Source organism: Pseudomonas sp. DR 5-09, from assembly GCF_001655595.1.
Taxonomy (GTDB): Bacteria; Pseudomonadota; Gammaproteobacteria; order Pseudomonadales; family Pseudomonadaceae; genus Aquipseudomonas; species Aquipseudomonas pharyngis.
The window spans coordinates 1,982,128-2,008,277 of the sequence record NZ_CP011566.1 but is presented as its reverse complement, the minus strand read 5'-3'; the positions used below and the strand labels follow the sequence as shown (position 1 = coordinate 2,008,277).

General features: G+C 61.2%; 20 protein-coding genes. 11 read left to right on the top strand and 9 right to left on the bottom strand.

Annotated features, from left to right (window positions below; translation table 11 throughout):
- Positions 1-61 precede the first annotated feature (61 nt).
- Positions 62-1,252 carry a benzoate/H(+) symporter BenE family transporter gene (locus PDR5_RS09100; protein ID WP_064594697.1) on the top strand — a complete coding sequence of 397 codons (1,191 nt, stop codon included), beginning with the start codon at positions 62-64 and terminating at the stop codon, positions 1,250-1,252.
- Between the two features lie 54 nt (positions 1,253-1,306).
- Here PDR5_RS09100 and PDR5_RS09095 read toward each other — a convergent pair whose 3' ends face one another.
- Positions 1,307-1,651, bottom strand: a complete 345-nt coding sequence (locus PDR5_RS09095) for a YggL family protein (RefSeq protein WP_007952029.1) — start codon at positions 1,649-1,651, stop codon at positions 1,307-1,309.
- A gap of 234 nt (positions 1,652-1,885) precedes the next feature.
- Between PDR5_RS09095 and dacB the strand changes: the two genes are divergently transcribed.
- Positions 1,886-3,346 (top strand): D-alanyl-D-alanine carboxypeptidase/D-alanyl-D-alanine endopeptidase, encoded by a 1,461-nt coding sequence (gene dacB, locus PDR5_RS09090; protein WP_039770010.1) that lies wholly within the window; start codon positions 1,886-1,888, stop codon positions 3,344-3,346.
- Between the two features lie 54 nt (positions 3,347-3,400).
- Here the strand turns inward: dacB and PDR5_RS09085 are convergent, their stop codons facing one another.
- The gene (locus PDR5_RS09085) at positions 3,401-5,785 is read right to left on the bottom strand and encodes a sensor domain-containing diguanylate cyclase (protein WP_064594695.1); all 2,385 of its coding nucleotides are present in this window, start codon (positions 5,783-5,785) and stop codon (positions 3,401-3,403) included.
- Positions 5,786-5,931: 146 nt separating this feature from the next.
- The gene (rlmKL, locus tag PDR5_RS09080) at positions 5,932-8,202 is read right to left on the bottom strand and encodes a bifunctional 23S rRNA (guanine(2069)-N(7))-methyltransferase RlmK/23S rRNA (guanine(2445)-N(2))-methyltransferase RlmL (protein ID WP_064594693.1); all 2,271 of its coding nucleotides are present in this window, start codon (positions 8,200-8,202) and stop codon (positions 5,932-5,934) included.
- Positions 8,203-8,732: 530 nt separating this feature from the next.
- Here rlmKL and rmf point away from each other — a divergent pair.
- Positions 8,733-8,948, top strand: coding sequence for a ribosome modulation factor (rmf, locus tag PDR5_RS29180; protein ID WP_003223300.1), 216 nt, complete (start codon positions 8,733-8,735; stop codon positions 8,946-8,948).
- A gap of 226 nt (positions 8,949-9,174) precedes the next feature.
- Here rmf and PDR5_RS09075 read toward each other — a convergent pair whose 3' ends face one another.
- The gene (locus tag PDR5_RS09075) at positions 9,175-10,194 is read right to left on the bottom strand and encodes a quinone-dependent dihydroorotate dehydrogenase (RefSeq protein ID WP_039770005.1); all 1,020 of its coding nucleotides are present in this window, start codon (positions 10,192-10,194) and stop codon (positions 9,175-9,177) included.
- 222 nt (positions 10,195-10,416) lie between these two features.
- Here PDR5_RS09075 and PDR5_RS09070 point away from each other — a divergent pair, with 222 nt between their 5' ends.
- The 8 genes from PDR5_RS09070 (at position 10,417) to cobA (ending at position 22,113) form a co-directional block, all read left to right on the top strand.
- The gene (locus tag PDR5_RS09070) at positions 10,417-11,628 is read left to right on the top strand and encodes a CmpA/NrtA family ABC transporter substrate-binding protein (protein WP_064594691.1); all 1,212 of its coding nucleotides are present in this window, start codon (positions 10,417-10,419) and stop codon (positions 11,626-11,628) included.
- Between the two features lie 15 nt (positions 11,629-11,643).
- Positions 11,644-12,219, top strand: a complete 576-nt coding sequence (locus PDR5_RS09065) for an ANTAR domain-containing response regulator (protein ID WP_007916390.1) — start codon at positions 11,644-11,646, stop codon at positions 12,217-12,219.
- 447 nt (positions 12,220-12,666) lie between these two features.
- On the top strand, positions 12,667-13,878 hold the full coding sequence (locus tag PDR5_RS09060) for a nitrate/nitrite transporter (RefSeq protein ID WP_064594690.1): 1,212 nt from the start codon (positions 12,667-12,669) through the stop codon (positions 13,876-13,878).
- Between the two features lie 7 nt (positions 13,879-13,885).
- Complete coding sequence (locus PDR5_RS09055) at positions 13,886-15,556, top strand: bifunctional protein-serine/threonine kinase/phosphatase (protein ID WP_064594688.1); 1,671 nt, start codon at positions 13,886-13,888, stop codon at positions 15,554-15,556.
- A 309-nt stretch (positions 15,557-15,865) separates the two neighbouring features.
- Entirely contained in the window at positions 15,866-18,319 is a 2,454-nt protein-coding gene (gene nirB, locus PDR5_RS09050) for a nitrite reductase large subunit NirB (protein ID WP_064600731.1), read from the top strand.
- Entirely contained in the window at positions 18,316-18,633 is a 318-nt protein-coding gene (gene nirD / locus PDR5_RS09045; RefSeq protein WP_064594686.1) for a nitrite reductase small subunit NirD, read from the top strand. Before nirB ends, nirD begins: the two co-directional genes overlap by 4 nt.
- Positions 18,633-21,347: a nitrate reductase gene (locus tag PDR5_RS09040; RefSeq protein ID WP_064594684.1), complete on the top strand. Its 2,715-nt coding sequence runs from the start codon at positions 18,633-18,635 to the stop codon at positions 21,345-21,347. The genes nirD and PDR5_RS09040 overlap by 1 nt, the downstream gene beginning before the upstream one ends.
- 13 nt (positions 21,348-21,360) lie before the next feature.
- Positions 21,361-22,113 (top strand): uroporphyrinogen-III C-methyltransferase, encoded by a 753-nt coding sequence (gene cobA, locus PDR5_RS09035; RefSeq protein WP_064594682.1) that lies wholly within the window; start codon positions 21,361-21,363, stop codon positions 22,111-22,113.
- A 75-nt stretch (positions 22,114-22,188) separates the two neighbouring features.
- Here cobA and PDR5_RS09030 read toward each other — a convergent pair whose 3' ends face one another.
- The 5 genes from PDR5_RS09030 to PDR5_RS09010 all read right to left on the bottom strand — a co-directional run bounded on the left by PDR5_RS09030 (position 22,189) and on the right by PDR5_RS09010 (position 26,146).
- Positions 22,189-23,223, bottom strand: coding sequence for an OmpA family protein (locus tag PDR5_RS09030; RefSeq protein WP_011333252.1), 1,035 nt, complete (start codon positions 23,221-23,223; stop codon positions 22,189-22,191).
- A gap of 107 nt (positions 23,224-23,330) precedes the next feature.
- Positions 23,331-23,921, bottom strand: a complete 591-nt coding sequence (gene sigX, locus PDR5_RS09025; RefSeq protein ID WP_011333251.1) for an RNA polymerase sigma factor SigX — start codon at positions 23,919-23,921, stop codon at positions 23,331-23,333.
- Positions 23,922-24,011: 90 nt separating this feature from the next.
- Complete coding sequence (locus PDR5_RS09020) at positions 24,012-24,836, bottom strand: mechanosensitive ion channel family protein (protein WP_007951987.1); 825 nt, start codon at positions 24,834-24,836, stop codon at positions 24,012-24,014.
- A 2-nt stretch (positions 24,837-24,838) separates the two neighbouring features.
- On the bottom strand, positions 24,839-25,087 hold the full coding sequence (locus PDR5_RS09015; protein WP_007951986.1) for a hypothetical protein: 249 nt from the start codon (positions 25,085-25,087) through the stop codon (positions 24,839-24,841).
- A 63-nt stretch (positions 25,088-25,150) separates the two neighbouring features.
- Positions 25,151-26,146 carry a zinc transporter ZntB gene (locus PDR5_RS09010; RefSeq protein ID WP_064594680.1) on the bottom strand — a complete coding sequence of 332 codons (996 nt, stop codon included), beginning with the start codon at positions 26,144-26,146 and terminating at the stop codon, positions 25,151-25,153.
- Positions 26,147-26,150: the final 4 nt, after the last annotated feature.

Genomic DNA, 26,150 nt, shown 5'->3' with positions numbered 1-26,150 from the left:
GTTACGTTTGAGTTTAGGCTTAAACCCGAAATCCGTGGCTTGAACAAGGAATGCCGCTGTCATGAACGAAATTACCCACACCCGACTGCGCCCGCTGGCGGACACATCGCCTTCCGCCATCGTCGCCGGGTTCATCGCGATGATGACCGGCTACACCAGTTCGCTGGTGCTGATGTTCCAGGCCGGGCAGGCGGCGGGCCTGACCAGCGGGCAGATTTCCTCGTGGATCTGGGCAATTTCCATCGGCATGGCGGTGTGTTCGATCGGCCTGTCGTTGCGCTATCGCACGCCGATCACGATTGCCTGGTCAACGCCCGGCGCGGCGCTGTTGATCACCAGCCTCGGCGGCGTCACCTACGGCGAAGCCATCGGCGCCTACATCACCTGCGCGGTACTGGTGACGATCTGCGGCCTGACCGGCAGCTTCGAACGGCTGGTGAAAAAGATCCCGGCCTCCCTCGCCGCCGCGCTGCTGGCGGGGATCCTGTTCAAGATCGGCAGTGAAATCTTCGTCGCCGCACAGCACCGCACCGGCCTGGTGCTGGGGATGTTCTTCACGTATCTCATCGTCAAACGCCTGTCGCCGCGTTATGCGGTGCTCGCCGCGCTGCTGATCGGCACCGCGCTGTCGGGCTTCATGGGTTTGCTGGACTTCAGCGGCTTTCATCTGGAAGTGGCGACACCGGTCTGGACCATGCCGCACTTTTCCCTCGCGGCGACCATCAGCATCGGCATTCCGCTGTTTGTCGTAGCGATGACCTCGCAGAACATGCCCGGCATCGCCGTGCTGCGGGCCGATGGTTACAACGTCCCGGCCTCGCCGCTGATCACCGCCACCGGCATCGCGTCGTTGCTGCTGGCGCCGTTTGGTTCCCACGGCATCAATCTGGCGGCCATCAGCGCGGCGATCTGCACCGGGCCGCATGCCCATGAAGATCGCAACAAACGCTACACCGCTGCGGTGTGGTGCGGGATTTTCTACGGGATTGCCGGAGTGTTCGGCGCCACGCTGGCAGCGCTGTTTGCCGCGCTGCCGAAGGAACTGGTGCTGTCGATTGCCGCACTGGCGCTGTTCGGTTCGATCATCAACGGCTTGAGCATCGCCATGACCGAGGTGAAGGAACGGGAAGCGGCGCTGATCACGTTCATGGTTACGGCGTCGGGGCTGACGTTGTTTTCCATCGGTTCGGCGTTCTGGGGGATTGTCGCGGGGGTGTTGACCTTGCTGATCCTCAACTGGCGCAAGGCCTGAGTAAAAAGCAGGCATAAAAAAACGGCGACCCTCAGGTCGCCGTTTTTTTCAGTATCACTTGGCCGCGTTGATCGGCTTTTCCGGATACCAGACGTCCAGCAGCGGGCTGATTTCAGTAGAAGTCAGCTCGGAGCGGGTTTTCAGCCAGGCTTCAACAGCAGCGCGCTGCTCTTCGGAGACCGAACCACGCTTCTGCAGGCAAACCAGACCGAAGTCGTCGCCGCCGACATAGCCCAGACCGTTGGCTTCCATGGCTTCTTTGATGAATGCTTCGAGGAAAGCGTCAATGGCTTCTTCGGACAGGTCTTCTTTGAAGCCCAGGTTCAGTTCGAAACCCAGCTCTTGAAATTCATCGACGCACAGTTTTTTGCGCAGACGCTGGGAACGGTTAGTCGCCATTGGAACAATCCTCTTAAGTAATAACGGCCGGCACTTTACCAGTTTAAGCCGGCGATTGCCCGACTCTCTGGGACGTGCGTGCGACCGCCTGTAAAAAAATAACGAATTGGCGCCCTTGCGAAAGGCACAAGCTGTAACAGCTTGGGGCATAATGCCGACACTTTCATGACCACTGAGGGCCTTTTCATCCATGTCCTCGTCTTTTTTCCCCTCGGCTGTAGGGTTTTATTTCATATGATCAAATCGTTGCGTCCTCTGCTCCTGGCCGGTCTTCTTCTGCCGCTGGCCTTGCCCGTCTCCGCTGCCACCATCAACACCGCCCTGACCCCCAACGTCGAAAAAGCCCTCAAGGCCAGCAAGCTGCAGCCCACCGCCCTGTCGCTGGTGATGGTGCCGCTGGACGGTCCGGGCACGCCGACCGTGTACAACGCCGACGTGTCGGTCAACCCGGCTTCGACCATGAAGCTGGTCACCACTTACGCGGCACTGGAAATGCTCGGCCCCAACCATCAGTGGAAAACCGAGTTTTACACCGACGGCGACCTGAACGGCGGGATCCTCAACGGCAACCTCTACCTCAAGGGTGGCGGCGATCCGAAGCTGAACATGGAAAAACTCTGGCTGCTGATGCGCGACCTGCGTGCCAACGGCGTGACCCAGGTCACCGGTGATCTGGTGCTCGATCGCAGCTTCTTCGTGCAGCCGCAACTGCCGGAATTCAACGATGACGGCAACGACGAGAACAAGCCGTTCCTGGTCAAGCCGGATTCGCTGCTGGTCAACCTCAAGGCCCTGCGTTTCGTGGCTCGCAATGACAACGGCCGGGTATTGATCTCGGTCGAGCCGCCGATTGCCAGCATCAACATCGAAAACACCGTCAAAGCGCTCAACTCCAAACAATGCACCGGCGGCGTGCGCTACAACCCGGTGCCGCAGGCCGATGGCAGCGTGACCGTGACCGTGGCCGGCCAGTTGGGCGAAGGCTGCAGCTCGCAGACTTATCTGTCGCTGCTCGACCACGCGACCTATACCGCCGGCGCCGTGCGGGCGATCTGGAAGGAACTGGGTGGCAGCATCCAGGGCAAGGATCGTCTGGCCCCGACCCCGAGCAGCGCCAAAGTACTGGCCCGTGCGTTCTCGCCGGATCTGGCGGAAATCATCCGCGACATCAACAAATACAGTAACAACACCATGGCTCAGCAACTGTTCCTGAGCCTGGGCCAGAAATTCCGCAACGACGCCGACGGCGATGACGCCAAAGCCGCGCAACGTGTGGTGCGGCAGTGGTTGGCGAAGAAAGGCATCACCGCGCCGCATCTGGTGATGGAAAACGGTTCAGGTCTGTCGCGCTCCGAGCGGGTCAGCGCCCGGGAAATGGCCAACATGCTGCAAGCGGCCTGGCACAGCCCTTACGCCGCCGAGTACATCAGCTCGCTGCCGATTGCCGGTACCGACGGCACCATGCGCAAACGCCTGAAGACCACCGCGATGCGCGGCGAAGCCCACGTCAAGACCGGCACCCTGAACACCGTACGGGCAATCGCCGGCTTCAGCCGCGACGTCAACGGCAACACTTGGGCGGTGGTGGCGATCCTCAACGACAAGGCCCCGTTCGGCGCGTCGTCGGTGCTGGATCAGGTGCTGCTGGATCTCTATAAACAGCCGCGGACGCCGCAGACTGCTTCGGTTCTGTAAGCACGCCACAAAACACTGTGGGAGCCAGCAGGCTGGCTCCCACACGTTTAGTGCCTAGTTCATCTGCCGCTCAACCCGATCCCGCCCACCCTGCTTCGCCGCATACACCCCCGAATCCGCCCGCAGCAACAGCGCATCCGCGCCCTCCCCCGGTCGCCAGCTGGCAATCCCGAAACTGGCCGTCACCACCCCCACCACGTCGATCGGCGCACTGCGCAGGCTGTGCCATAACTCCTCGGCCAGCATGTGGGCGTGATCGCCGTCGATGTCCGGGCACAGCACCATGAACTCTTCGCCGCCCAACCGGCAGAACACGTCGGTACGCCGCAGACGATGACCGATGCGCTCGCAAACCGCCTGCAACACGCGGTCGCCCACCGCGTGACCGTACTGATCGTTGATCCGTTTGAAGTGGTCGATGTCGAGCATGATCACCGACAACTCGCCACCGCCACGCTCGACCCGCGCCATCTCGGTGGTCAGGCGTTCCTGGAAATAGCGCCGGTTGTGAATGCCGGTCAGGGAATCGGTCACCGACAGCGCGCGCAATTCTTCTTCCACCCGTTTCAGGTCGGAAATATCCGAAATATAGCCGTGCCAGAGCACGCCGCCGCCCGGCAATTCCTCCGGCGTCGCCTCGCCGCGAACCCAGCGCAGGCCGCGCCCGGGTAATTGCACGCGGTATTCCTCGCGCCACGGGCTGAGGTTGTCCGCCGAAGCGCGGATCGACTTGCGCACGCGGCTGACATCCTGCGGGTGGATGCGGGTGAAGATCGCTTCGGCGTTGAGCAGCAGCACATCCGGCTCCAGCTCGTAGATTTCGCGGATACCGTCGCTGGCGTAAATCACGCTGAAGCGTCCGTCGAACTCCATCTTGAATTGATAGATCCCGCCGGGCACGTGGGCGCTGAGCTTTTTCAACAGCACGTCCCGTGCGGCCAGCGCTTCGTGCACGCGCTTGCGCTCGGTGATGTCGATGCAGATCGCCAGGTGCCCGACCCACAGCCCCTGCTCGTCCAGCACCGGTGTGGCCAGCATGTTCACTGGAATGTGGCTGCCGTCCTTGCGCACCAGCGTCCACTCGCGCGCCTCGTGCCCGCCGACTTCGCCACCCTCCACCAGCATCGCCTGGCAGGTCGGAATGGTTTTGCCATAGCGGGCGCTGAGCTCCGCCGCGCGGGCCACCAGCTCCCGGGGAAAGTGCAGGTTTTCCAGGGTCATGTGGCCGACCACTTCGCTGCTGAGATAACCGAGCATCTGCTCGGCACCGGGGTTGAACGTGTTGATCACCCCGCGCAGATCGGTGGCGATGATTGCCACTTGGGTCGCCGCGTTGAGTACCCCGCGCAACTGGCCGTGGGTGCCGCGCAGTTCCTGTTCGCGTTCATGCAATTCCTGAGTGCGCAACTCGACCATGCGCAACGCGCGCTGGCGCTGACTGACCAGCACATAAAGCAGCGCGCTCAACAGCAGGCTGAGCAATCCGCCCAGCACCACCACGCTGCCCACCGCCGAATGGTTGGCCTGCATGAACGCTTCGCTGGGCAGAATATCCACCTGATAGTCGTGATCGGCCATGCGCACCAACCGCGTAGCCGACAGATCGCTCGGCACCGGTTCATTGGTCGACTCGAACAACACTTCATGCTGATCGTTGGTGGACAGATCGAGGATGCGCACCGACAGATAGTCATGAAGTGCATCCGGCAAGCCGTCTGCCAGCAGCTGACGCATGCTGATGACAGCCATCACATAGCCATATGATCTGGACTCCCCTTTGCGCAGCAGCGGTGCCACCAACAAGACGCCGCGTGCGTAAGCCGGCTCGATACCGACCAGATGCATCGGCTGCGACACCGCCAGCCCGCGAAGCTGGTCGGCACGTTCAAGGGTGGAGCGGCGCAATGGCTGGGCCAGCAAGTCGTAACCCAGCGGCGCGCCAAGCCGGCTCTGGGTCTGGCTGTACAACACCACTACGTATTCATCGCGGGCCGAGGCCAGTTGCAGCTCGCCGCGGGCATTGAGTTCGCGCACGCTGAAGGTGCTCAGGCCTTCATCCCGCGCCCGCTGTTCAAACGCTGCACGCTCGGCACCCCTCACCCGCAGGGCAAACGAATAGGCCTGGGTGCGCAGTAATAAAGGTTGGGTGTAACCGTCGAATTCGGCGCGGGACACCGATTCGGAGTTGGCGAAGAACCGGCGCAGGCCATCGAGGCGTTGCTCCTGATCCTGAAAACGTTCTTCGATGCGGCTGTAGCGCTCGTTGGCCAGCAGTTGAAAGCGCTGGCGCAACTGGCTATGAAATTGATTGAGGGTGCCCCAGGCGAGCAGCCCCGTGAGAATCCCGCCGGCGAGCAATACCAGCACCGCGACCAGCCAGGCCGAGACTTCTTCGCTGATAAAACCCAATATCTTCGGGCGCACGGGGTGCAACGACATAAAAGCCACTCACTACGTCAGCATCTGCGGGAAAAACCCCATCGGCCGTGTGTGAGTTATAGCTATTAGCCACTAATTTGGCTAGTTCTGAACGGATCCAAGAGCCTTTAAAAATCAAGGCTCTGTGGATCCAATGTTGCAGAGCGTCAACGAGCCGTGATTTTCCAGGCGCGGTGGATCTTGCCGTTGCGGGCGAAATCCGGGTCGATGGTGCTGGCGGTGATTTCCTCGACCGCGTAACGCTCGGCCAGGTTGTCTTCGAGCTGGAACTTGCGGAAGTTGTTGGAGAAATACAACACCCCGCCCGCTGCCAGACGCGCCATGGCCAGGTCGATCAACTGCACCTGATCACGCTGCACGTCGAAGATGCCTTCCATGCGCTTGGAGTTGGAGAAGGTCGGCGGATCAATGAAGATCAGGTCGTACTCTTCGCGGCAGTTCTCAAGCCACGCCATCACATCGCCCTGCTCCAGACGGTTCTTGTCCGAGAAACCGTTGAGCGACAGGTTGCGGCGCGCCCAGTCGAGGTAGGTTTTCGAAAGGTCGACACTGGTGGTGCTGCGCGCGCCGCCCTTGGCTGCGTGGACGCTGGCGGTCGCGGTGTAGCAGAACAGGTTGAGGAAGCGCTTGCCGGCGGCCTCTTTCTGGATCCGCATGCGCATTGGGCGGTGATCCAGGAACAGCCCGGTATCGAGGTAATCGGTGAGGTTGACCAGCAACTTCACGCCGCCCTCGGTCACTTCATTGAACTTGCCCTGAGCCGCCTGACGCTCGTACTGCTTGGTGCCGCTCTGACGCTCGCGGCGCTTGACCACCACGCGGCTCTTGTCGATGTTCAGCGCCTGCGGGATGGCCGCCAGCGCATCGAACATGCGGATCGAGGCTTTTTCGGGGTCGATCGACTTCGGCGCGGCGTATTCCTGAACGTGCACCCAGTCGTGGTACAGGTCGATGGCCATGGCGTATTCCGGCATGTCCGCATCGTAGACGCGGTAGCAATCAATGCCTTCGCGCTTGACCCACTTGCCCATCGCCTTGAGATTCTTCTGCAGACGGTTGGCAAACATCTGCCCGCCTTCGCTCAGGCGCGGCTGCTCGACCACCGGCGCCGGGGCGGGCGTCGGTTTGATCGGATTGCCGTTCTTGTTGAACTTGCGCTCTTGCGGCTCGTTCGGCGTCTGGTCGTAAGCGGCTTGCTCACGCTCGGCCTGACGCTGTTCCGGGGTGCGGCGCTCGCCGGTGACGAACTGATCCGGCAGGACCTTGATCAACAGCAGCTTGCACGGCAGCGCGCCGTTCCAGAACGAATACTGCTTGTGGCTGCGGATGCCCATGCGCTTGCCCAGGTCCGGCGCGCCGGTGAACACCGCCGCTTCCCAGTTCAGGCAGGCCTGACGCAGACGCTCGCCGAGGTTCTGGTAGAGGTACAACAGGCTGGCTTCATCACCCAGACGCTCGCCGTACGGCGGGTTGCAGATGACCAGACCTTTCTGGTTCTGGTCCGGACGCGGCTCGAACGTCGCGACTTCGCCCTGATAGATCTTGATCCACTCGCTCAGGCCGGCGCGTTCGACGTTGTTGCGGCCCGGCTGGATCAGCCGGGGGTCGGCTTCATAACCACGGATCCACAGCGGCGGCTTGGCCAGACCGGCAGCAGCACGCTCGACGGCTTCTTCATGCAGTTTTTTCCACAACGCCGGCACGTGACCGAGCCAGGCGGTGAAGCCCCACTGTTCGCGACGCAGGTTCGGCGCCATGTCGGCGGCGATCATGCCGGCTTCGACTAGGAACGTGCCGACACCGCACATCGGGTCAGCCAGCGCGCCACCTTCGGCGGCGATGCGCGGCCAGCCGGAACGGATCAGGATGGCCGCTGCGAGGTTTTCCTTCAGCGGCGCGGCGCCCTGCTGCAAGCGATAGCCGCGCTGGTGCAGGCTGTGTCCGGACAGATCGAGAGACAGAATCGCTTCGCCGCGATCCAGGCGCAGGTGAATGCGCAGGTCCGGGTTGAGCTTGTCGATGCTTGGACGGTCGCCCTGCGGGGTGCGCAGTTTGTCGACGATGGCGTCCTTGACCTTCAGGGCGCCAAAGTGGGTGTTGTCGATGCCCGAGCCATGACCGCTGAATTCCACGGCCAGGGTGCCGTCGGCCAGCATGTGATCCTGCCAGTCGACGTCGAGTACGCCGTGGTACAGGTCTTCAGCGTTTTTCATCGGGAAGCGCTTAAGGACAAGTAGCACCCGGTTGGCCAGACGCGACCAGAGGCACAGGCGATAAGCGGTTTCCATGGTCGCCATGCCACGCACGGCGGAGGTGTGTTCGCGGGCCTCTTCAAGGCCAAGCCCGACGGCTTCCTCGATGAGCAGGCCTTCAAGGCCTTTGGGACAAGTGAGGAAGAGTTCGAAACGGTCGGACATGGTTTTTCCAGAGCCTTTGGCTGATGAACCGGCAACGCATTGCCGATCCGGTTTTCAATCAGGCGCTTTTCTACAAGAGCGCCCGCGTGGCACGAAGGTGTGCCGTTCCATCCCCGCTGCTCGGGTTAAAGGAGCTTAGATGCCGGGACAGATAAAAAAGTTGAAGCAACAAAATGATTCAAAGCAACCCTTCGTCGAATAGTAGCCCAGCGTAAACGTGGGTCATTCTCACTAAAGGATTAACCTCATCATCCAGCGCGGGGCCGATCATACCGGGGTTTGGCCAATGGACGCTGGATAAATACGCGGTTACTTATGGCCATAGCATCTTTTTCGTTACGTCCTTATGACAAAACGGTCATTCCATCGATGTGACTCATTGGTTAGAACTGAACACAGGTTGACGTCGCAACGGCGTCAACACCTTGGCTCGCCACGCCGGCAGCGAGCCGCCAACGGCAGAGTTTTTCTGCCAGACCTCAATTGGGGTCGACGCGACAAAAACAGTCAACAAGTGAGGGAAACACCCTATGAGAAGACTTAAGCGTGATCCGTTGGAAAGAGCATTTTTGCGCGGATATCAATATGGCGTTGGTGGTAAATCCCGTGAGCTTTGCCCATTTACTCTACCGTCGGTACGTCAAGCCTGGATCAACGGCTGGCGAGAAGGACGCGGCGACAACTGGGACGGTATGACCGGCACTGCGGGAATCCACAGACTCAACGAACTTCACGCCGTCGGCTGACACAGGGCACTTATTCCGACACGACAATCTGATTTCGTAACAATCTGATCACCATGCACGTCCTTCCCGGACGGCGGGCTACGGCCCAGGGGCTCCTTCGAGGAGCCCTTTTTTATGCCCGCCGCATTATTTATGGCAGCGAGCTTGCTCACGATGGCGGTGCATCAGTCACACAGAATGTTGACTGAACGGACGCCATCGCGAGCAGGCTCGCTCCCACAAAGGATCAGCGCTTGGCGGCGATCGCATCCACGGACTCGCGGATCAGCGCCGGGCCCTTATAGATGAAGCCGGAGTAGATCTGCACCAGACTCGCGCCAGCCGCGATCTTCTCGGCCGCATGCTTGCCTTCGGTGATGCCGCCCGCCGCGATGATCGGCAGCTTGCCGCCCAGCTCGGACGCCAGCACTTTCACGGTATGGGTGCTCTTCTCGCGAACCGGCGCGCCGGACAGACCGCCCGCCTCGTCCCCGTGTTCCATGCCTTCGACGCCCACGCGGCTGAGGGTGGTGTTGGTGGCGATCACCGCGTCCATCCCGGTTTCGATCAGTGCTTGGGCCACTTGCGCGGTTTCTTCGTCGGTCATGTCCGGCGCGATCTTGATCGCCAGCGGTACATGCTTGCCGTGGCGCAGGGCCAGTTCGGCGCGACGCGTGGCCAGGTCCGCCAGCAATTGCTTGAGCGAATCACCGAATTGCAGGCTGCGCAGGCCCGGGGTGTTCGGCGAGCTGACGTTGACCGTGACGTAACTGGCGTGGGCGTAGACCTTGTCCAGGCAGATCAGGTAGTCGTCTACTGCGCGCTCGACCGGGGTGTCGAAGTTCTTGCCGATGTTGATCCCCAGCACGCCTTTGTATTTGGCCGCCGCCACCCGCGCCAGCAGGTTATCCACACCGAGGTTGTTGAACCCCATGCGGTTGATGATCGCCTCGGCTTCCGGCAGGCGGAAAATCCGTGGTTTCGGGTTGCCCGGCTGCGGACGCGGGGTCACGGTGCCGATTTCGACAAACCCGAAACCCAGCTGGGCGAAGCCGTCGATGGCCGCGCCGTTCTTGTCCAGACCGGCCGCCAGACCCACAGGGTTCGGGAACGTCAGGCCCATGACATTCACCGGCAGCGACGCCGGCGCCTTGCACAGCAAGCCGTTGAGGCCCAAACGCCCGCCCGCGCCGATCAGATCCAGCGACAGATCGTGGGAGGTTTCCGGGGAAAGTTTGAACAACAGCTGACGGGCCAGGGTGTACATGGGCGGCTATGACTCGGGCGGCGAAAAGAGGCGGCGATTATAGCCGGGCATCCCCCCGCCGCGCGAGGCGCACGGGTAAATCCGTGCGCATGGCATATGCCTTGCACCTTCCTCGGCATCAGCCGGCAGGCCAATGGTGGCGTGCAGGCAAGGACAATGGCGTCGTCTCTCGGTTTTGCGCGGGCAAAGCCTGGGACGACGTTTTTTTTGAGGGTGGCTTTCATGACTCAAACCTCCGCCGGGCCGCTGGCCTGGGTCAACGGCAGCGATGCCCCGGAAAAAAGCGCGATCAACCTGGGCTTCATGGCCCTGAGCGACTGCGCCTCGCTGGTGGTCGCCGCCACTCAGGGCTTTGCCCAGCCTTACGGCCTGACCCTGAATCTCAAGCGCCAGAGTTCCTGGGCCAACCTGCGGGACAATCTGGTCAGCGGCGAACTCGATGCCGCCCACAGCCTTTACGGCCTGATTTACGCGGTGCATCTGGGCATCGGCGGCGTCGCGTCAACCGACATGGCGGTGTTGATGGGTCTGAACCAGAACGGCCAGAGCCTCAACCTGTCCCACGGTTTGCAGGGCCTGGGCGTGACCGGTCCTGAAGCGCTGCACCATCATGTGCACCAAACCCGCGCAAAACTGACCTTCGCCCAGACCTTCCCGACCGGCACCCATGCCATGTGGCTGTATTACTGGCTGGCGAGCCAGGGCATTCATCCGTTGCAGGATGTCGACAGCGTGGTGGTGCCGCCGCCGCAAATGGTCGCGCACCTTCAGGCCGGTCGCATCGATGGTTTATGCGTCGGCGAGCCCTGGGCGGCCAGCGCCGTGCAGCAGAATCTCGGCTTCACGCTGGCCACCAGCCAGACCATCTGGCCCGATCACCCGGAAAAAGTCCTCGGCTGCACCCGCGCCTTCGTCGAGCAATACCCCAACACCGCGCGGGCCTTGGTGATGGCGATCCTGGAAGCTAGCCGATTCATTGAAGAAAGCCCGGAAAACCGCCGCAGCACCGCGCAACTTCTCAGCGCCGCCGAGTACCTCGACGCCCCGGTCTCCTGCATCGAACCGCGCTTTCTCGGCGACTACGACGATGGCCTCGGCAATCGCTGGCAAGACCCGCACGCCCTGCGCTTTCACGGCGATGGCGCGGTGAACCTGCCGTACCTGTCGGACGGCATGTGGTTCATGACCCAGTTTCGCCGTTGGGGCTTGCTGCGCGATGACCCGGACTACCTCGCCGTCGCCCGTCAGGTGCAGCAACTGGAGATCTATCGCGACGCAGCGACTGCTGTGGGCGTTGCGGCCTGGGGCAAGGACATGCGCAGCAGCCAGTTGATCGACGGCAAAATCTGGGACGGTAGCGACCCGGCCGCCTACGCCCGAAGCTTCAAGCTCCACGCGCTGAGCGACAGCGCCCCCCTTCTCGCCCGCCGCTGACAGGAGACCGCAAACATGCTGCGCATTCTGCTGATCAACGACACCGCGAAAAAAGTCGGGCGCCTGAAAGCCGCGTTGACCGAGGCCGGTTTCGAAGTGATCGACGAGTCGGGCCTGACCATCGACCTGCCCGCGCGCGTCGAAACGGTGCGTCCGGACGTGATCCTGATCGATACCGAGTCACCGAGCCGCGATGTGATGGAGCAAGTGGTGCTGGTCAGCCGCGACCAGCCCCGGCCGATCGTGATGTTCACCGACGAGCATGATCCCGGCGTGATGCGTCAGGCGATCAAGTCCGGGGTCAGTGCCTACATCGTCGAGGGCATTCACGCACAACGCTTGCAGCCGATTCTCGACGTGGCCATGGCCCGCTTCGAGAGCGACCAGGCCTTGCGCGCCCAGCTACAGGCCCGCGACCAGCAACTGGCCGAGCGCAAACGCATCGAACTGGCCAAGGGCCTGTTGATGAAAATGAAGGACTGCAACGAAGAAGAGGCCTACACCCTGATGCGCCGCCAGGCCATGAGCCGCCAGCAGAAACTGATTCAGGTGGCGGAGCAGATCATCGCCATGAGCGAGCTGCTTGGCTGAAATTCTGCGCTACTTTTGCAGCGAAAAATCAAAAGCGCCCTCACCCTAGCCCTCTCCCGGAGGGAGAGGGAACCGACCGCAGTGTCCTGCGTCATACATCGACCTGAAAAACCCAGTCGATTATGGATTCAAAGCCGATCGCTCACGTCGGCGTATCTCTCGAATATCCCCCGATCAGTTCCCTCTCCCTCCGGGAGAGGGTTAGGGTGAGGGGCTTTTGATTTTGACTTGGCACAAATCTCGCTATGTAATCCCTACAGGTAACCAACGGCGGTTGCCCCACCTACGACAAAGACGTCGCTCACCTTCTTCGCCCCTTTCGGCGATCCGGGTAGCGGCGTTTTTGCGTTTTGGCCCCACAGCCCGGGGCCGGTGGTGCGGCCGTGGCGGCGCTCCACTTGCTGGCTTGTGACTCCTTTTCGAGATTCTTAACAGCTGAGGTGCGCGATGAATAAAAGCTTCTGGAAATCCGGCCACACCCCGACCCTGTTCGCGGCCTTCCTGTATTTCGACCTGAGCTTCATGGTCTGGTATCTGCTCGGCCCGCTGGCGGTGCAGATTGCTGGCGACCTGCACCTGACCACTCAACAGCGCGGCCTCGTGGTGGCCACGCCGATTCTGGCCGGCGCGGTGCTGCGCTTTGCGATGGGCATGCTTGCCGATCGCCTGTCACCCAAGACTGCCGGGCTGATCGGCCAGGTGATCGTGATCTGCGCATTGTTCGGTGCCTGGAAACTGGGCATCCACAGTTACGAACAGGCTCTGCTGCTCGGCCTGTTCCTCGGCATGGCCGGCGCGTCGTTCGCCGTGGCCCTGCCGCTGGCGTCGCAGTGGTATCCGCCGGAGCATCAGGGCAAGGCGATGGGCATCGCCGGGGCCGGCAATTCCGGGACCGTGTTCGCGGCGCTGATCGCCCCGGTGCTGGCGGCGGCGTTTGGCTGGAGCAATGTGTTCGGGTTCGCCCTGATTCCGCTGCTCCTGACCCTGGTGCTGTTCGCCTGGCTGGCAAAAAACGCCCCGGAGCGGCCAAAAGCCAAATCCATGGCCGACTACTTCAAGGCCCTGGGCGACCGCGACAGCTGGTGGTTCATGTTTTTCTACAGCGTCACCTTCGGCGGCTTCATCGGCCTGGCCAGCGCTCTGCCCGGCTACTTCAACGATCAATACGGCCTGAGCCCGGTGACCGCCGGTTACTACACCGCCGCCTGCGTGTTCGGCGGCAGCCTGATGCGACCGCTGGGTGGCGCGCTGGCGGACCGGTTCGGCGGAATTCGCACCCTGCTGGCGATGTACACAGTGGCCGTAGTCTGCATCGCGGCGGTCGGCTTCAACCTGCCGAGTTCCTACGCGGCGCTGGCCCTGTTCGTCTGCACCATGCTCGGTCTCGGCGCGGGTAATGGCGCGGTGTTCCAACTGGTGCCACAGCGCTTTCGGCGTGAAATCGGCGTGATGACCGGGCTGATCGGCATGGCCGGCGGCATCGGCGGCTTTGCCCTGGCGGCAGGCATGGGCGCGATCAAACAGAGCACCGGCAGCTATCAACTGGCGCTGTGGTTGTTCGCCAGCCTTGGCGTGCTGGCGTGGTTCGGCCTGCATGGAGTCAAACGTCGCTGGAGAACCACCTGGGGTTCGGCGGCCGTGACCGCTGCCCGGGTCTGAGGCCCGAATGGCTCTGCAACTGAGCTTTGCCGAAGCCAGCGCCACCGGTCCCCGCGCGGAAAACCAGGACGCCTTGCGCCTGGTGACCCCGGCCCCGGCGCTGGCCGCCAGCAAGGGTTTCCTGTTCGCCATCGCCGACGGCGTCAGCCAGTGCGCCGATGGTGGTCTGGCCGCGCGTTCGACCTTGCAGGCGCTGGCGCTGGACTACTACGCCACCCCGGAAACCTGGAGCGTGGCCCAGGCCCTCGATCGTCTGCTGCTCGCACAAAACCGCTGGTTGCAGGCCAATGGTGGCGGTCAGCCGCTGCTCACCACGGTCAGTGCGCTGGTCATGCGCGGCCGGCGCTTTACCCTGGCGCACGTCGGCGATTGCCGGGTTTATCGCTGGCACGCCGAAATCTTGCAGCGAATCAGCGAGGATCACGTCTGGGATCAACCGGGCATGCAGCATGTGCTCAAGCGCGCACTGGGGCTGGATCAGCATCTGGTGCTGGACTTTCTCGACGGCGAACTGCGTGACGGCGAATGTTTCGTGCTGCTCAGTGACGGCGTGTGGGCCGCGCTTGGCGATACCGCCATCGCCGGGATTCTGCGCGATCAACCGGACCTGCACAGTGCCGCGCAAACGCTGGTCAACGCTGCGCATCTGGCTGGCAGCCAAGACAATGCCAGTGCGCTGTTGGTGCGGGTGGATGCGGTCGGCGAGGCCAGCCTTGGCGATGCGTTGATTCATTTGCAGCAATGGCCCCTGCCCCCACCGCTGAAACCGGCTCAGGCCTTTGAAGGCTGGCGGGTTCAAGAGGTTATAAGTCAGAGCCAGCAATCGCTGCTGTATCGCGTGCTCGATGGTCAGGGTCAGGCGTGGCTGTTGAAGACCTTGCCTGCACAACTGGCAGACGATGCTCAGGCCGGTCAGGCCTTGCTGGCGGAGGAATGGTTTCTCAAACGCGTCGCCGGGCGGCATTTCCCTGAAGTCCATAGCGCCGGTCAGCGTCAGCATTTGTACTACGTGATGCGTGAATATTCGGGAACCACCCTGGCGCAGTTGTTCGAACAAAGCGGCCCGCTGCCACTGGCCCATTGGCAGGATCTGGCCGAACGCCTGCTGCGGGCCGTCGGCCTGTTGCATCGACGGCAGATCCTGCACCGCGACATCAAACCGGAAAACCTGCACCTGGGGGACGACGGCGAGTTGCGCCTGCTGGATTTCGGTCTGGCGTATTGCCCCGGTCTGTCGCAGGACGCACCGTCGACCTTGCCCGGAACCCCGAGCTACATCGCACCGGAAGCCTTTCAAAGCGCAGCACCCGGCGCACAACAGGATCTGTATGCGGTGGGCGTGACCTTGTATTTCTTGCTTACCGGGCATTTTCCCTACGGCGAAGTCGAAGCCTTCCAGCGCCCGCGTTTCGGGGTGCCGGTGAGTGCCGGTCGCTATCGCCCGGATCTGCCGGAATGGCTGGCGCAGTGTCTGGAACGCGGTGTGGCGGCCGATCCTTTGCAACGCTATGAAACCGCCGAGGAATGGCTGCTGATTCTGGAGCAAGGTGAACGCCGCAGCCTGAATGTACGCCCTCGCCCTTTGCTGGAGCGTGAGCCGCTGAAGGTCTGGCGGACACTGGCGTTACTGTCACTGCTGGGCAATCTTGTGCTGCTGTTCCTGCTGCTTCATGGCTGACGCGGCGCTCCATTAACGGGCGTGCCGCTTCCATTCAGTGCAAAAACCACACTGAATATCTGGCCAATTCCAGCCCTACCCCAACGAATTCGCGACTCTGCGCGACTTGGCACAACCACTGCATTAACGTTTGCAACTGACATAAAGCCCGACCTTCAACGACGAAGGCCAGGCTTCCCGAGAGAACGGGACAAGGACAAAGGCGTCCTCGCTAGGTAACTGGCGGGACGCCTTTTTTGTTTGCGCCATTTTTGTCGAGCAAGGCCTGACTGCCCACAAGAGGCAAGCCCGATGCTCCCGGAGAACCTGATGAAAAAACTCAAACTGGTGATGATCGGTAATGGCATGGCCGGGGTCCGCACCCTGGAAGAACTGCTCAAGCTGAGCAACGAGCTGTACGACATCACGGTCTTCGGCGCCGAACCGCACACCAACTACAACCGCATCCTGCTGTCGCCGGTATTGGCCGGCGAGCAGACCTTCGAAGAGATCGTGCTCAACGACCTCGACTGGTACCTGGAAAACGGCATCAAACTGCTGCTCAACCGCAAAGTGGTGGAGATCGACCGGGTCAAACGCCGAGTGATCGCCGAAGACGGCACCGAGGCCGAATACGATCGCCTGCTGATCGCCACCGGCTCGACCCCGTTCATCCTGCCGATCCCCGGCAACACCCTGCAGGGCGTGATCGGTTACCGCGACATCGCCGACACCCAGGCGATGATCGACACTGCCAAGACCCACAAGCACGCCGTGGTGATCGGCGGCGGCCTGCTCGGCCTCGAAGCGGCCAACGGCCTGATGCTGCGCGGCATGCACGTCACCGTGGTGCACCTCGGTGAATGGCTGCTGGAGCGGCAACTGGACAAGACCAGCGGCCAACTCCTGCAAACCGCCCTCGAATCCCGTGGCCTGCACTTTCGCCTGTGCGAACAGACCCAGGCCCTGCACGACGCCGGCAATGGTCGGGTCGGCTCGGTGCAATTCAAGAACGGCGACATCATCCCCGCCGATCTGGTGGTCATGGCCGCCGGCATTCGCCCCAACACCGAACTCGCGGAAAAGGCCGGCATCCCGTGCAATCGCGGGATTCTGGTCAACGACACCCTGCAAACCTACGACCCGCGCATCTATGCCATCGGTGAGTGCGCCAACCACCGTGGCATCGCCTACGGCCTGGTGGCGCCGCTGTTCGAACAGGCCAAGGTCTGCGCCAACCACCTGGCCCAACTGGGCTTCGCCCGTTATCAGGGCTCGGTGACGTCGACCAAATTGAAAGTCACCGGCATCGACCTGTTTTCCGCTGGCGACTTCATGGGCGGCGAAGGCACCGAGACCATCACCCTCTCCGACCCGATCGGCGGGGTGTACAAAAAACTGGTGATCAAGGATGACGTGCTGGTCGGCGCCTGTCTGTACGGCGATACGGCAGATGGCGGTTGGTATTTCCGGCAGATTCGTGAGAATCACGCCATCGGCGAGATCCGCGATCACTTGATGTTTGGTGAAAACGCCCTCGGTGACGTAGGACATCAGGGCCAGGACAAAGCCATGAGCATGACCGACAACGCTGAAGTCTGCGGCTGCAACGGCGTGTGCAAGGGCACCATCGTCAAGGCGATTCAGGAACACGGCCTGTTCAGCGTCGACGAGGTGAAGAAACACACCAAGGCTGCCAGCTCCTGCGGCTCCTGCGCCGGGCTGGTCGAGCAGATCCTGATCAACACCGTCGGCGGTGCGGCGGACGTCAAACCGAAAAGCGAAAAAGCCATCTGCGGTTGCAGCGATCTCAATCATGGCCAGATTCGCCAGGCCATTCGCGAACAACATCTGCTGACCATCGCCGGCACCATGAACTACCTCAACTGGCGCACCCCGAACGGCTGCGCCACCTGCCGTCCGGCCCTCAACTATTACCTGATTTCCACCTGGCCCGGCGAAGCCAAGGACGATCCGCAGTCGCGCCTGATCAACGAGCGGGCCCACGCCAACATCCAGAAGGACGGCACCTACTCGGTGGTGCCGCGGATGTGGGGCGGCGTGACCAACCCGTCGGAACTGCGGCGAATCGCCGACGTGGCGGACAAATACCAGGTGCCAATGGTCAAGGTCACCGGCGGCCAGCGCATCGACCTTTTGGGAATCAAGAAACAGGACCTGCCCGGTGTATGGAAAGACCTCGACATGCCGTCCGGCCACGCCTACGGCAAATCGATCCGCACTGTGAAAACCTGCGTCGGCAGCGAGTTCTGCCGCTTCGGCACGCAGAATTCGACCCAGTTGGGCATCGACCTCGAACATGACCTGTTCAACATGTGGTCGCCGCACAAAGTGAAGCTGGCGGTCTCCGGATGCCCACGCAACTGTTCGGAAGCGGGGATCAAGGACGTAGGCATCATCGGCGTCGATTCCGGCTGGGAGATGTACATCGGCGGCAACGGCGGGATCAAGACCGAAGTCGCCGAGTTCTTCGTCAAGCTCAAGACCGCCGAGGAAGTGCGCGAATACAACGGCGCGTTCCTGCAGCTGTACCGCGAAGAAGCCTTCTACCTCGAACGCACCGTGCACTACCTGCAACGGGTCGGCATGGAGCACATCAAGAAGGCCGTGCTGGAAAATCCCGAACGCCGCAAGGCCCTGAACGAACGCCTGCAATTCTCCCTGTCGTTCGAACAGGATCCGTGGAAAGAGCGCCTCGCCCAGCCGCAACTGAAGAAAGAATTCGACGTGATCCCTGTGAAAAACCTGGAGGTGCCGGCATGAACTGGCTCGATATCTGTGCCCTGGAAGAGATCAACGCCCTCGGTTCGCGGATCATCGCCGGGCCCAAAGGTGACATTGCGATCTTTCGTACAAGCGACGACGAAGTTTTCGCACTCGATGACCGCTGTCCGCACAAGGGCGGCCCGTTGTCCCAAGGACTGATCTACGGCAAACGTGTCGCCTGCCCGCTGCACAACTGGCAGATCGACCTGCAATCCGGCGAAGCCCAGGCCCCGGACGTCGGCTGCGCGCACCATCACCCGGCCCGAGTGGAAAACGGCCGCGTGCAACTGGCCGTGCGGGACGCCGTCTGATGAACCGCCAGACGACCGCCTCGACCTGCTGTTATTGCGGGGTCGGCTGCGGCGTGCTGATCGAGCATGACGGCGAGCGCATCCTCGGCGTCAGCGGCGATCCGGCGCATCCGGCCAACTTCGGCAAACTGTGCAGCAAAGGCTCGACCCTGCACCTGACCGGCGACTTGGCGGCACGGGCGTTGTACCCGGAACTGCGCCTGGGCAAAGGCTTGGCGCGCAGCCGTTGCGACTGGGATACCGCACTGGATCACGCCACCCAGGTCTTCGCCGAAACCATCGCCGAACACGGCCCGGACAGCGTGGCGTTCTATATCTCCGGGCAGTTGCTGACCGAGGATTACTACGCCTTCAACAAACTGGCGCGGGCGCTGGTCGGCACCAACAACATCGACAGCAATTCGCGGCTGTGCATGTCTTCGGCGGTGGTCGGCTACAAGCGCAGCCTCGGCGCCGACGCACCGCCGTGCAGCTATGAAGACCTGGAGTTGAGCGATTGCGTGGTGATCGTCGGCAGTAACATGGCCTACGCCCACCCGGTACTTTTTCGCCGCCTCGAAGAAGCCAAATCCCACCGCCCGCAGATGAAAGTCGTCGTCATTGATCCACGGCGCACCGACACTTGCGATCTGGCGGACCTGCACCTGGCGATTCTGCCGGGCACCGATGTTGCGTTGTTCCATGGGATTTTGCATCTGCTGTTGTGGGAAGACTGGATCGACCGCGACTTCATCAAAGCCCACACCGAAGGCCTCGCCGAGCTGAAAAGTCTGGTACGCGATTACACCCCGGCGATGGTGTCGCAACTGTGCGGGATCAGTGTCGAGCAGTTGCAGCAATGCGCGGAATGGATCGGCACCGCGCCGAGTTTTCTGTCGCTGTGGTGCATGGGTCTGAACCAGTCCACCGCTGGCAGCGCGAAAAACAGCGCGCTGATCAATCTGCACCTGGCCACTGGGCAAATCGGCCGGCCGGGTGCAGGACCTTTCTCCCTGACCGGTCAGCCGAATGCAATGGGCGGGCGCGAAACCGGCAGCCTTTCCAACCTGTTGCCAGGCCATCGTGAAGTCGCCAATCCAGAGCACCGCGCAGAAGTCGCGGCGTATTGGGGTGTGGATAAGCTGCCGGAAAATACCGGTCTCAGCGCCATCGAACTGTTTGAACAAGTGCGCAACGGCAAGATCAAGGCGTTGTGGATTGCCTGCACCAACCCCGCACAATCGATGCCGGACCAGAACGCCGTCCGCGCCGCGCTGGAAGCCTGTCCGTTCGTGGTGTTGCAGGAGGCGTTTCGCACCACCGAAACCGCAGCGTTTGCCGATCTGCTGCTGCCGGCGGCCAGTTGGGGCGAGAAGGAAGGTTCGGTGACCAACTCCGAGCGACGGATTTCCCACGTCCGCCAGGCCATTGCCGCACCGGGTGAAGCACGACCGGACTGGGCGATCGCCGTAGATTTCGCACAACGCCTGGAGAAGCGTCTGCGCCCGCAGCAGCCGGGGCTGTTTGCGTTCGAACAACCGGCGCAGCTGTTTGACGAGTACAAACAACTGACCCGTGGCCGCGATCTGGATTTGTCCGGGATCAGCCATCGGTTGATTGATGAGCTGGGGCCACAGCAATGGCCCTTCCCCGCTGGCGCCCGCCAAGGTACAGCCCGGCTGTATGGCGACGGTATCTTTCCTACGCCGAACGGGCGCGCACAGTTCGTTGCCGATCCCTATCGCGCCGCCAAAGAACAACGCGACGCGCGCTTTCCACTGACCCTGATCACTGGCCGCCTGCGTGATCAATGGCACGGTATGAGCCGCACCGGCACGGCGGCGCAGTTATTCGGTCATGTCAGCGAAGCAGTGTTGAGTCTGCATCCGGACGAATTGCGCCGTCACCGCTTGCAGCCTGGGGATCTGGTGAATCTGAAAAGTCGTCGGGGCTCAGTGATCGTGGCGGTCGCCAGCGATGACAGCGTGCGTCCGGGCCAGGCGTTCCTGCCGATGCACTGGGGCGATCGTTTCCTCAAGGGCGGCGTGAACAGCCTGACCCTACCCGCCTTCGATCCTTTGTCGAAACAACCGGAACTCAAGCACAGCGGTGTGCGGCTGGAAACGGTGGACTTGCCATGGCAACTGTTCGCACTGATCGAGGGCGATGTTCAACGGCATTTCGAGGCGCTTCGACCGCTCTGCGAGGCGTTTTCCTACGCAAGTCTCAGCCTTGTCGGACGTGAACGGCCTGCGCTGCTGATACGCGCAGCCAGCGTCGTGGCGCCAGAACCGCAATTGCTGCGTGAAATCGACCGGTGCCTGGCTCTGATCGAGGGGCCGGTACTGGCTTATGACGATCCTCGCCGCGCCATTGGCAAACGGGTACGCATCGAAAACGGGCGAATCACCGCGATCCGCCTTGCCGGTGAAACCCTCGCCCAGCACTGGTTGCAAGGTCTGTGGCTCGAAGGCCGCGCCGACGAACAACTGCGCCGCTGGCTGCTGGCACCGATGATTGCGCCGCCGGGCAATGCCGGCGCGCAGGTTGTGGCTGACAAGACCCTGTGCAACTGCAAGAACGTCAGCCACAGCGCGGTCTGCGCCGGTATCCGTGAAGGTCTGGATCTGCAGGGTTTGAAAAATACATTGGGATGCGGCACGCAATGCGGCTCCTGTGTCCCGGAAATCAAGCGTTTGCTGGCCGCCGACGTGCGTCCGGTCGCCGTTATCTGAAGAGGAAAACACCATGAACGCGAAAGTCTGGCTGGTGGGCGCGGGTCCCGGTGATCCTGAATTGCTGACGCTCAAAGCGGTGCGGGCCTTGCGCGAAGCCGAGGTGGTGCTGATCGACGATCTGGTCAATGAGGCGGTACTTGCACACTGCCCTGCTGCGCGGATCATTGCCGTCGGTAAACGCGGCGGCTGTCGTTCGACGCCTCAGGCGTTCATCCATCGGCTGATGTTGCGTTACGCCCGTCAGGGCAAATGCGTGGTGCGGCTCAAGGGCGGCGATCCGTGCATTTTCGGGCGCGGGGGTGAGGAAGCGCAGTGGTTGCGTGAGCGCGGGGTCGAGGTGGAACTGGTCAATGGCATCACCGCCGGACTGGCTGGCGCGACCCAGTGTGATATCCCGCTGACGTTGCGCGGCGTGGCCCGGGGTGTGACGCTGGTCACGGCCCACACTCAGGACGACAGCCAGTTGAACTGGCGGGCCTTGGCGCAGGGCGGCACGACGCTGGTGATTTACATGGGGGTGGCGAAGCTCGGCGAGATTCGCGAGCAACTGCTGGCGGGCGGTATGGCGGCGGATACACCAGTGGCGATGATCGAGAATGCCTCGTTGCCAGAACAACGCGAATGCCGCAGTGATCTGACAGGGATGGAGGACGATGCCCTTGGTTTCCAGCTCAGGAGTCCTGCGATTCTGGTCATAGGCGCCGTCGCAGCGGCTACGACCCAGGTCAATTCGAATCACTGGGCAGCCGACCGATTGGCCTGACAATCCCCGGTTTCACCAAATCGCAGGCAAAGAAAAGCCCGGCCTAAGCCGGGCTTTTCTCGTAGCGGCAGCTAATTACTTAGCTTGAGCTTCAACCTGCGCTTCTACGCGACGGTTAACAGCGCGGCCAGCTTCAGTTTTGTTGTCAGCAACTGGGCGGGATTCGCCGTAGCCGATCGACTGAACGCGGGACGATTCAACACCGTACTGGTTGGTCAGAACTTGCTTAACGGCGTTTGCACGACGCTCGGACAGTTTCTGGTTGTAAGCGTCAGGACCGACGGAGTCAGTGTGACCTTCAACAGTAGTGGTGGTGGATGGGTACTGCTTCATGAAGTCAGCCAGGTTTTTGATGTCGCCGTAGCTGTTTGGCTTAACAACCGACTTGTCGAAGTCGAACTTCACGTCCAGCTCAACACGAACAACTTCGGCAACTGCTGGGCAGCCATCAGCGTCAACAGTTACGTTGGCTGGGGTGTCCGGGCACTTGTCAACGTTGTCGCAAACGCCGTCGTTGTCGCTGTCGGAGCAGACTTCAGCCGGTGCTGGAACTGGAGCAGCAGCTGGCTTGGAGCCGCCACCGAAGTTCACACCGATACCGACGCTAGGAGCCCACTCGGTGTCGCCCTGGTCGATGTTGTACTGAGCTTCAACACCAGCACGGGCGTAGAAGTTGTCGGTGAAGTACAGCTTGGCACCAGCGCCCAGGTTGGCGAAGGTGGAACGGTTACGACCGTTCGAACCGTTCTGGTCGATGCTCTGGTCAGAGAAACCGGCCGAAACGTATGGACGCAGCATGTCGCCTGGGTTGTTGAAGTGGTACAGAGCGTCCAGAGCGGTGTTTGCGCCCTTGACGTTCTTGCCATCGTCGGCACGCACGTTGTGCACTTCGTCGTAGCCCAGACGCAGTTCAACGTCGTCGGTCAGGAAGTAACCGATCGAACCGCCGAACAGGTTGCCGTTGTTCTTGAAGTTACGAGCGCTGTCGAATTGTTCTTTCTTTGCGAAGCCTTCGATTTCAACTGCGCCTTGGCCTTGTGCCAGAGCGCCGAAAGAAGTGGCGGCAATCAAAGAACCAATGGCCAAGCCCAAGGTGTTTTTCAGTTTCATCCGTTAAATCCCCATCTGGTGATTGTGAAGCAGTCCCGCAAACCGGGGGACAACTCGGCGGCAAGTCTATCAGAACTTGCCTACACGTAAGAGATATTTGCGCCGAACTAAGTTTCAGCAATGCCTGCAAATTTCTCACGCAATTTATCAAGAGCGCGTTTGTAACGCATTTTTGTCGCACTCAAACCCATGTGCATGATGTCTGCGATCTCCTGAAACTCCAGCTCTGCGACAAATCGTAGCACCAGAATTTCCCGGTCGATCGGGTTCACATACACCAGCCAGCGATCCAGTCCGCCCTTCTCCTCGGGTTTCGGCGCCTTTTCTTCGGACGCTTCCTCGAGGGGGTCAAGACTCAGTGCGTCCATCAAGCGACGCTTTCGCCGTTCCTTCCGATACTGTGTGATGCATTCGTTGTAGGTGATGCTGTATAGCCATGTCTTGAACTTCGATTTCCCCTCGAAGTTCTTCAGGCCGTACAGCACCTTCAACATCACTTCCTGACAGACATCGTCTGCATCGCGATCGTTCCCAAGATATCGTGCGCACACGTTAAATAATGTCCGCTGGTAACGCCGCATCAGTTCTTCGTAGGCGCGCGTCACGTGAAAAAGCTCGGTATGCGAGCGCGCGACCAACTCCTCATCAGAGAGCTCGCGGGGATCGTAGCGCGTGGATAGCGTTTGGGCTTTATTCAAAACAAGTCGTGCCGACAGTCAGGTCAATGTCCACCGCAGCCAGCGACAGCTGGCATTTTGCGGCGGCATACATTAGCAGGGTTTGCCGGGTTAGCGGCTACTCACATGCTGTTCCAGCAGGATCCGATTGGAGAGAGAGACTAGCTCACCCTCATCGGTCAGCAATGTGGTCTTAACCGTGCCGATCTCTTCGATCTGGCCTTCGACCTCGCCAATACGCACTTGTTGCCCAACCTGATACAACTCTCGCACATAGATTCCCGCAAGAATCTGACCGGCAATTTCCCGGCTTCCCAAACCCATGGCCAGCGCAACCGCCAGACCAACGGTAATCAATACGATGACGATCACATGGTTCAGCAGGTCGGTCTTGACCTCCAACTGACTGATTGCAACCGAAATGCTGATGATGATCACGAGGCCCTGGGCAATTCGCCCAAGTCCTGAAGCGTAGTCCAGGCCTACGCCTTCTGCCGCCCCGCGAACCAGGCCATTGGCCAATTGTGCAAGCAGGACACCCACCAGCAACACCAGCGCGGCACCGAATACTTTCGGCAAATAGAGCGCCAGCATGTCAAGCGTAGCTGAAACTCGCTCAAGTCCAAGGGATTCTGCTGCCGAAACCAGAAAAATCAGCAGAACGAACCAGTAAACGATTTTGCCGATCAACGTGGAGATCGGCACTTGCAGCCCCGCGCGGGACATCAATTTGGTCAGGCCGGTGCCGCCCATCAGGCGATCAAGCCCCAGTTTGGCTAGCAACTTGGACAGCAAGGTATCCAGCAGCTTGGCCACAACGAAACCCAACAGCAGCACAACCAGTGCGCCGAACAGGTTAGGAATGAAATTAGCGACTTTGGTCCACAACGCAGTCATTGCAGTGACGAGGCTCTGAGTCCAGAGATCAAGTTCCATATTCAATCAGCCTTATCAGCAGTGCGAGCGGTAGGTTTACGGAGACGGGAGACCGGCGCGACATGGGCCGAGCCGTTATTCAGGGCGATCATCAGCGCGGGCAGCCAGCGGCCCAGCAGGCTGAACAGATCGCCGGCGCCAACTTGGCGGTTGGCGGTTTTGAGCACGCGACCCAGGCAGGCATCGTCGTCGCGGCTGGACGGCGAAGCGTTGAGCATGTCGCGCAAAGACTGTTCAAACGGATCGTGCATACGCACCTCTCGTGATGTCTGTGAAAGACGCGGGCAAATTTGGTCGGGTCACATGGCGCATCTTCATACCCAGCGCAAACGGCGGAACAACCACCACTGGCCGAACGCCAGGGCGAGCACCGTCAGGCAGGCGATAAGGAAGCCATAAGGGCTGCTGGCGAACGGTATTCCGCCGACGTTTATGCCCAACAGACCGGTAATAAAACTCATCGGCAAGAAGATGCAGGTGATGATCCCGAAGCGATACATCGTGCGATTCATGTGCACGCTCAAGCGCCGGTCTTCGGCCTCCAGCACCAGCCCCACGCGCTCTCGGGTCAATTCGAGCTCTTCGAGATAACGGGTCAGGCTGTTGTTCAATTCGTTCCAGTAGTCGGCATCGTCATCCACGAACCACGGCAGTTTTATCCGCGTCAGCTGTCCGAAAATATCCCGCTGTGGTGCCAGAAAACGTTTCAGTCCGGCAGCCCGGCGACGGATGTGCAAAATGGCGCCATGCTCAGGGGTATACCGTTCGTCGGCATCCAGTTTTTCTTCCTCTTCATCGACCACTTCGGAGAGGCAAGTCACCAGATCCTGCACCTTGTTGGTGAGGAACTGCGCCAGATACAGCATCAGTTCGGACGAGGTTTTCGGCCCCTTGCCCTCGCCCAGCATCGCCAGCAACTCGTCGGTGGCGCGCAACGGACGCAAACGCAGGGAAATAACCCGCTGGGCCGATGCGAAAATCCGCACCGACACCATGTCTTCCGGCTCGGCACCGGGGTTCAGATTGACCCCGCGCAAAAACAGCAACAGCTCGGAGTCCGGCAGCGGCAACAGGCGTGGGCGAGTGTTTTCTTCCAGCAGCAAATCGCAGGTGAACTCGTTGAGCCCACTGGATTTACGCAGCCAGGTCTGGGTCTGCGGGTGACTGCGATCCCAATGCAGCCACAAGCTTTCATGAGCCTGCAGCTGCAGATCGTCGAGATCAGTCCGGGCTATCGAACGCGCACCGCCTTTACCGTCCAGCACCAGGGCATGCACCAGCCCCCATTGCGCGTTTTCTTCCTCGAACATCCTC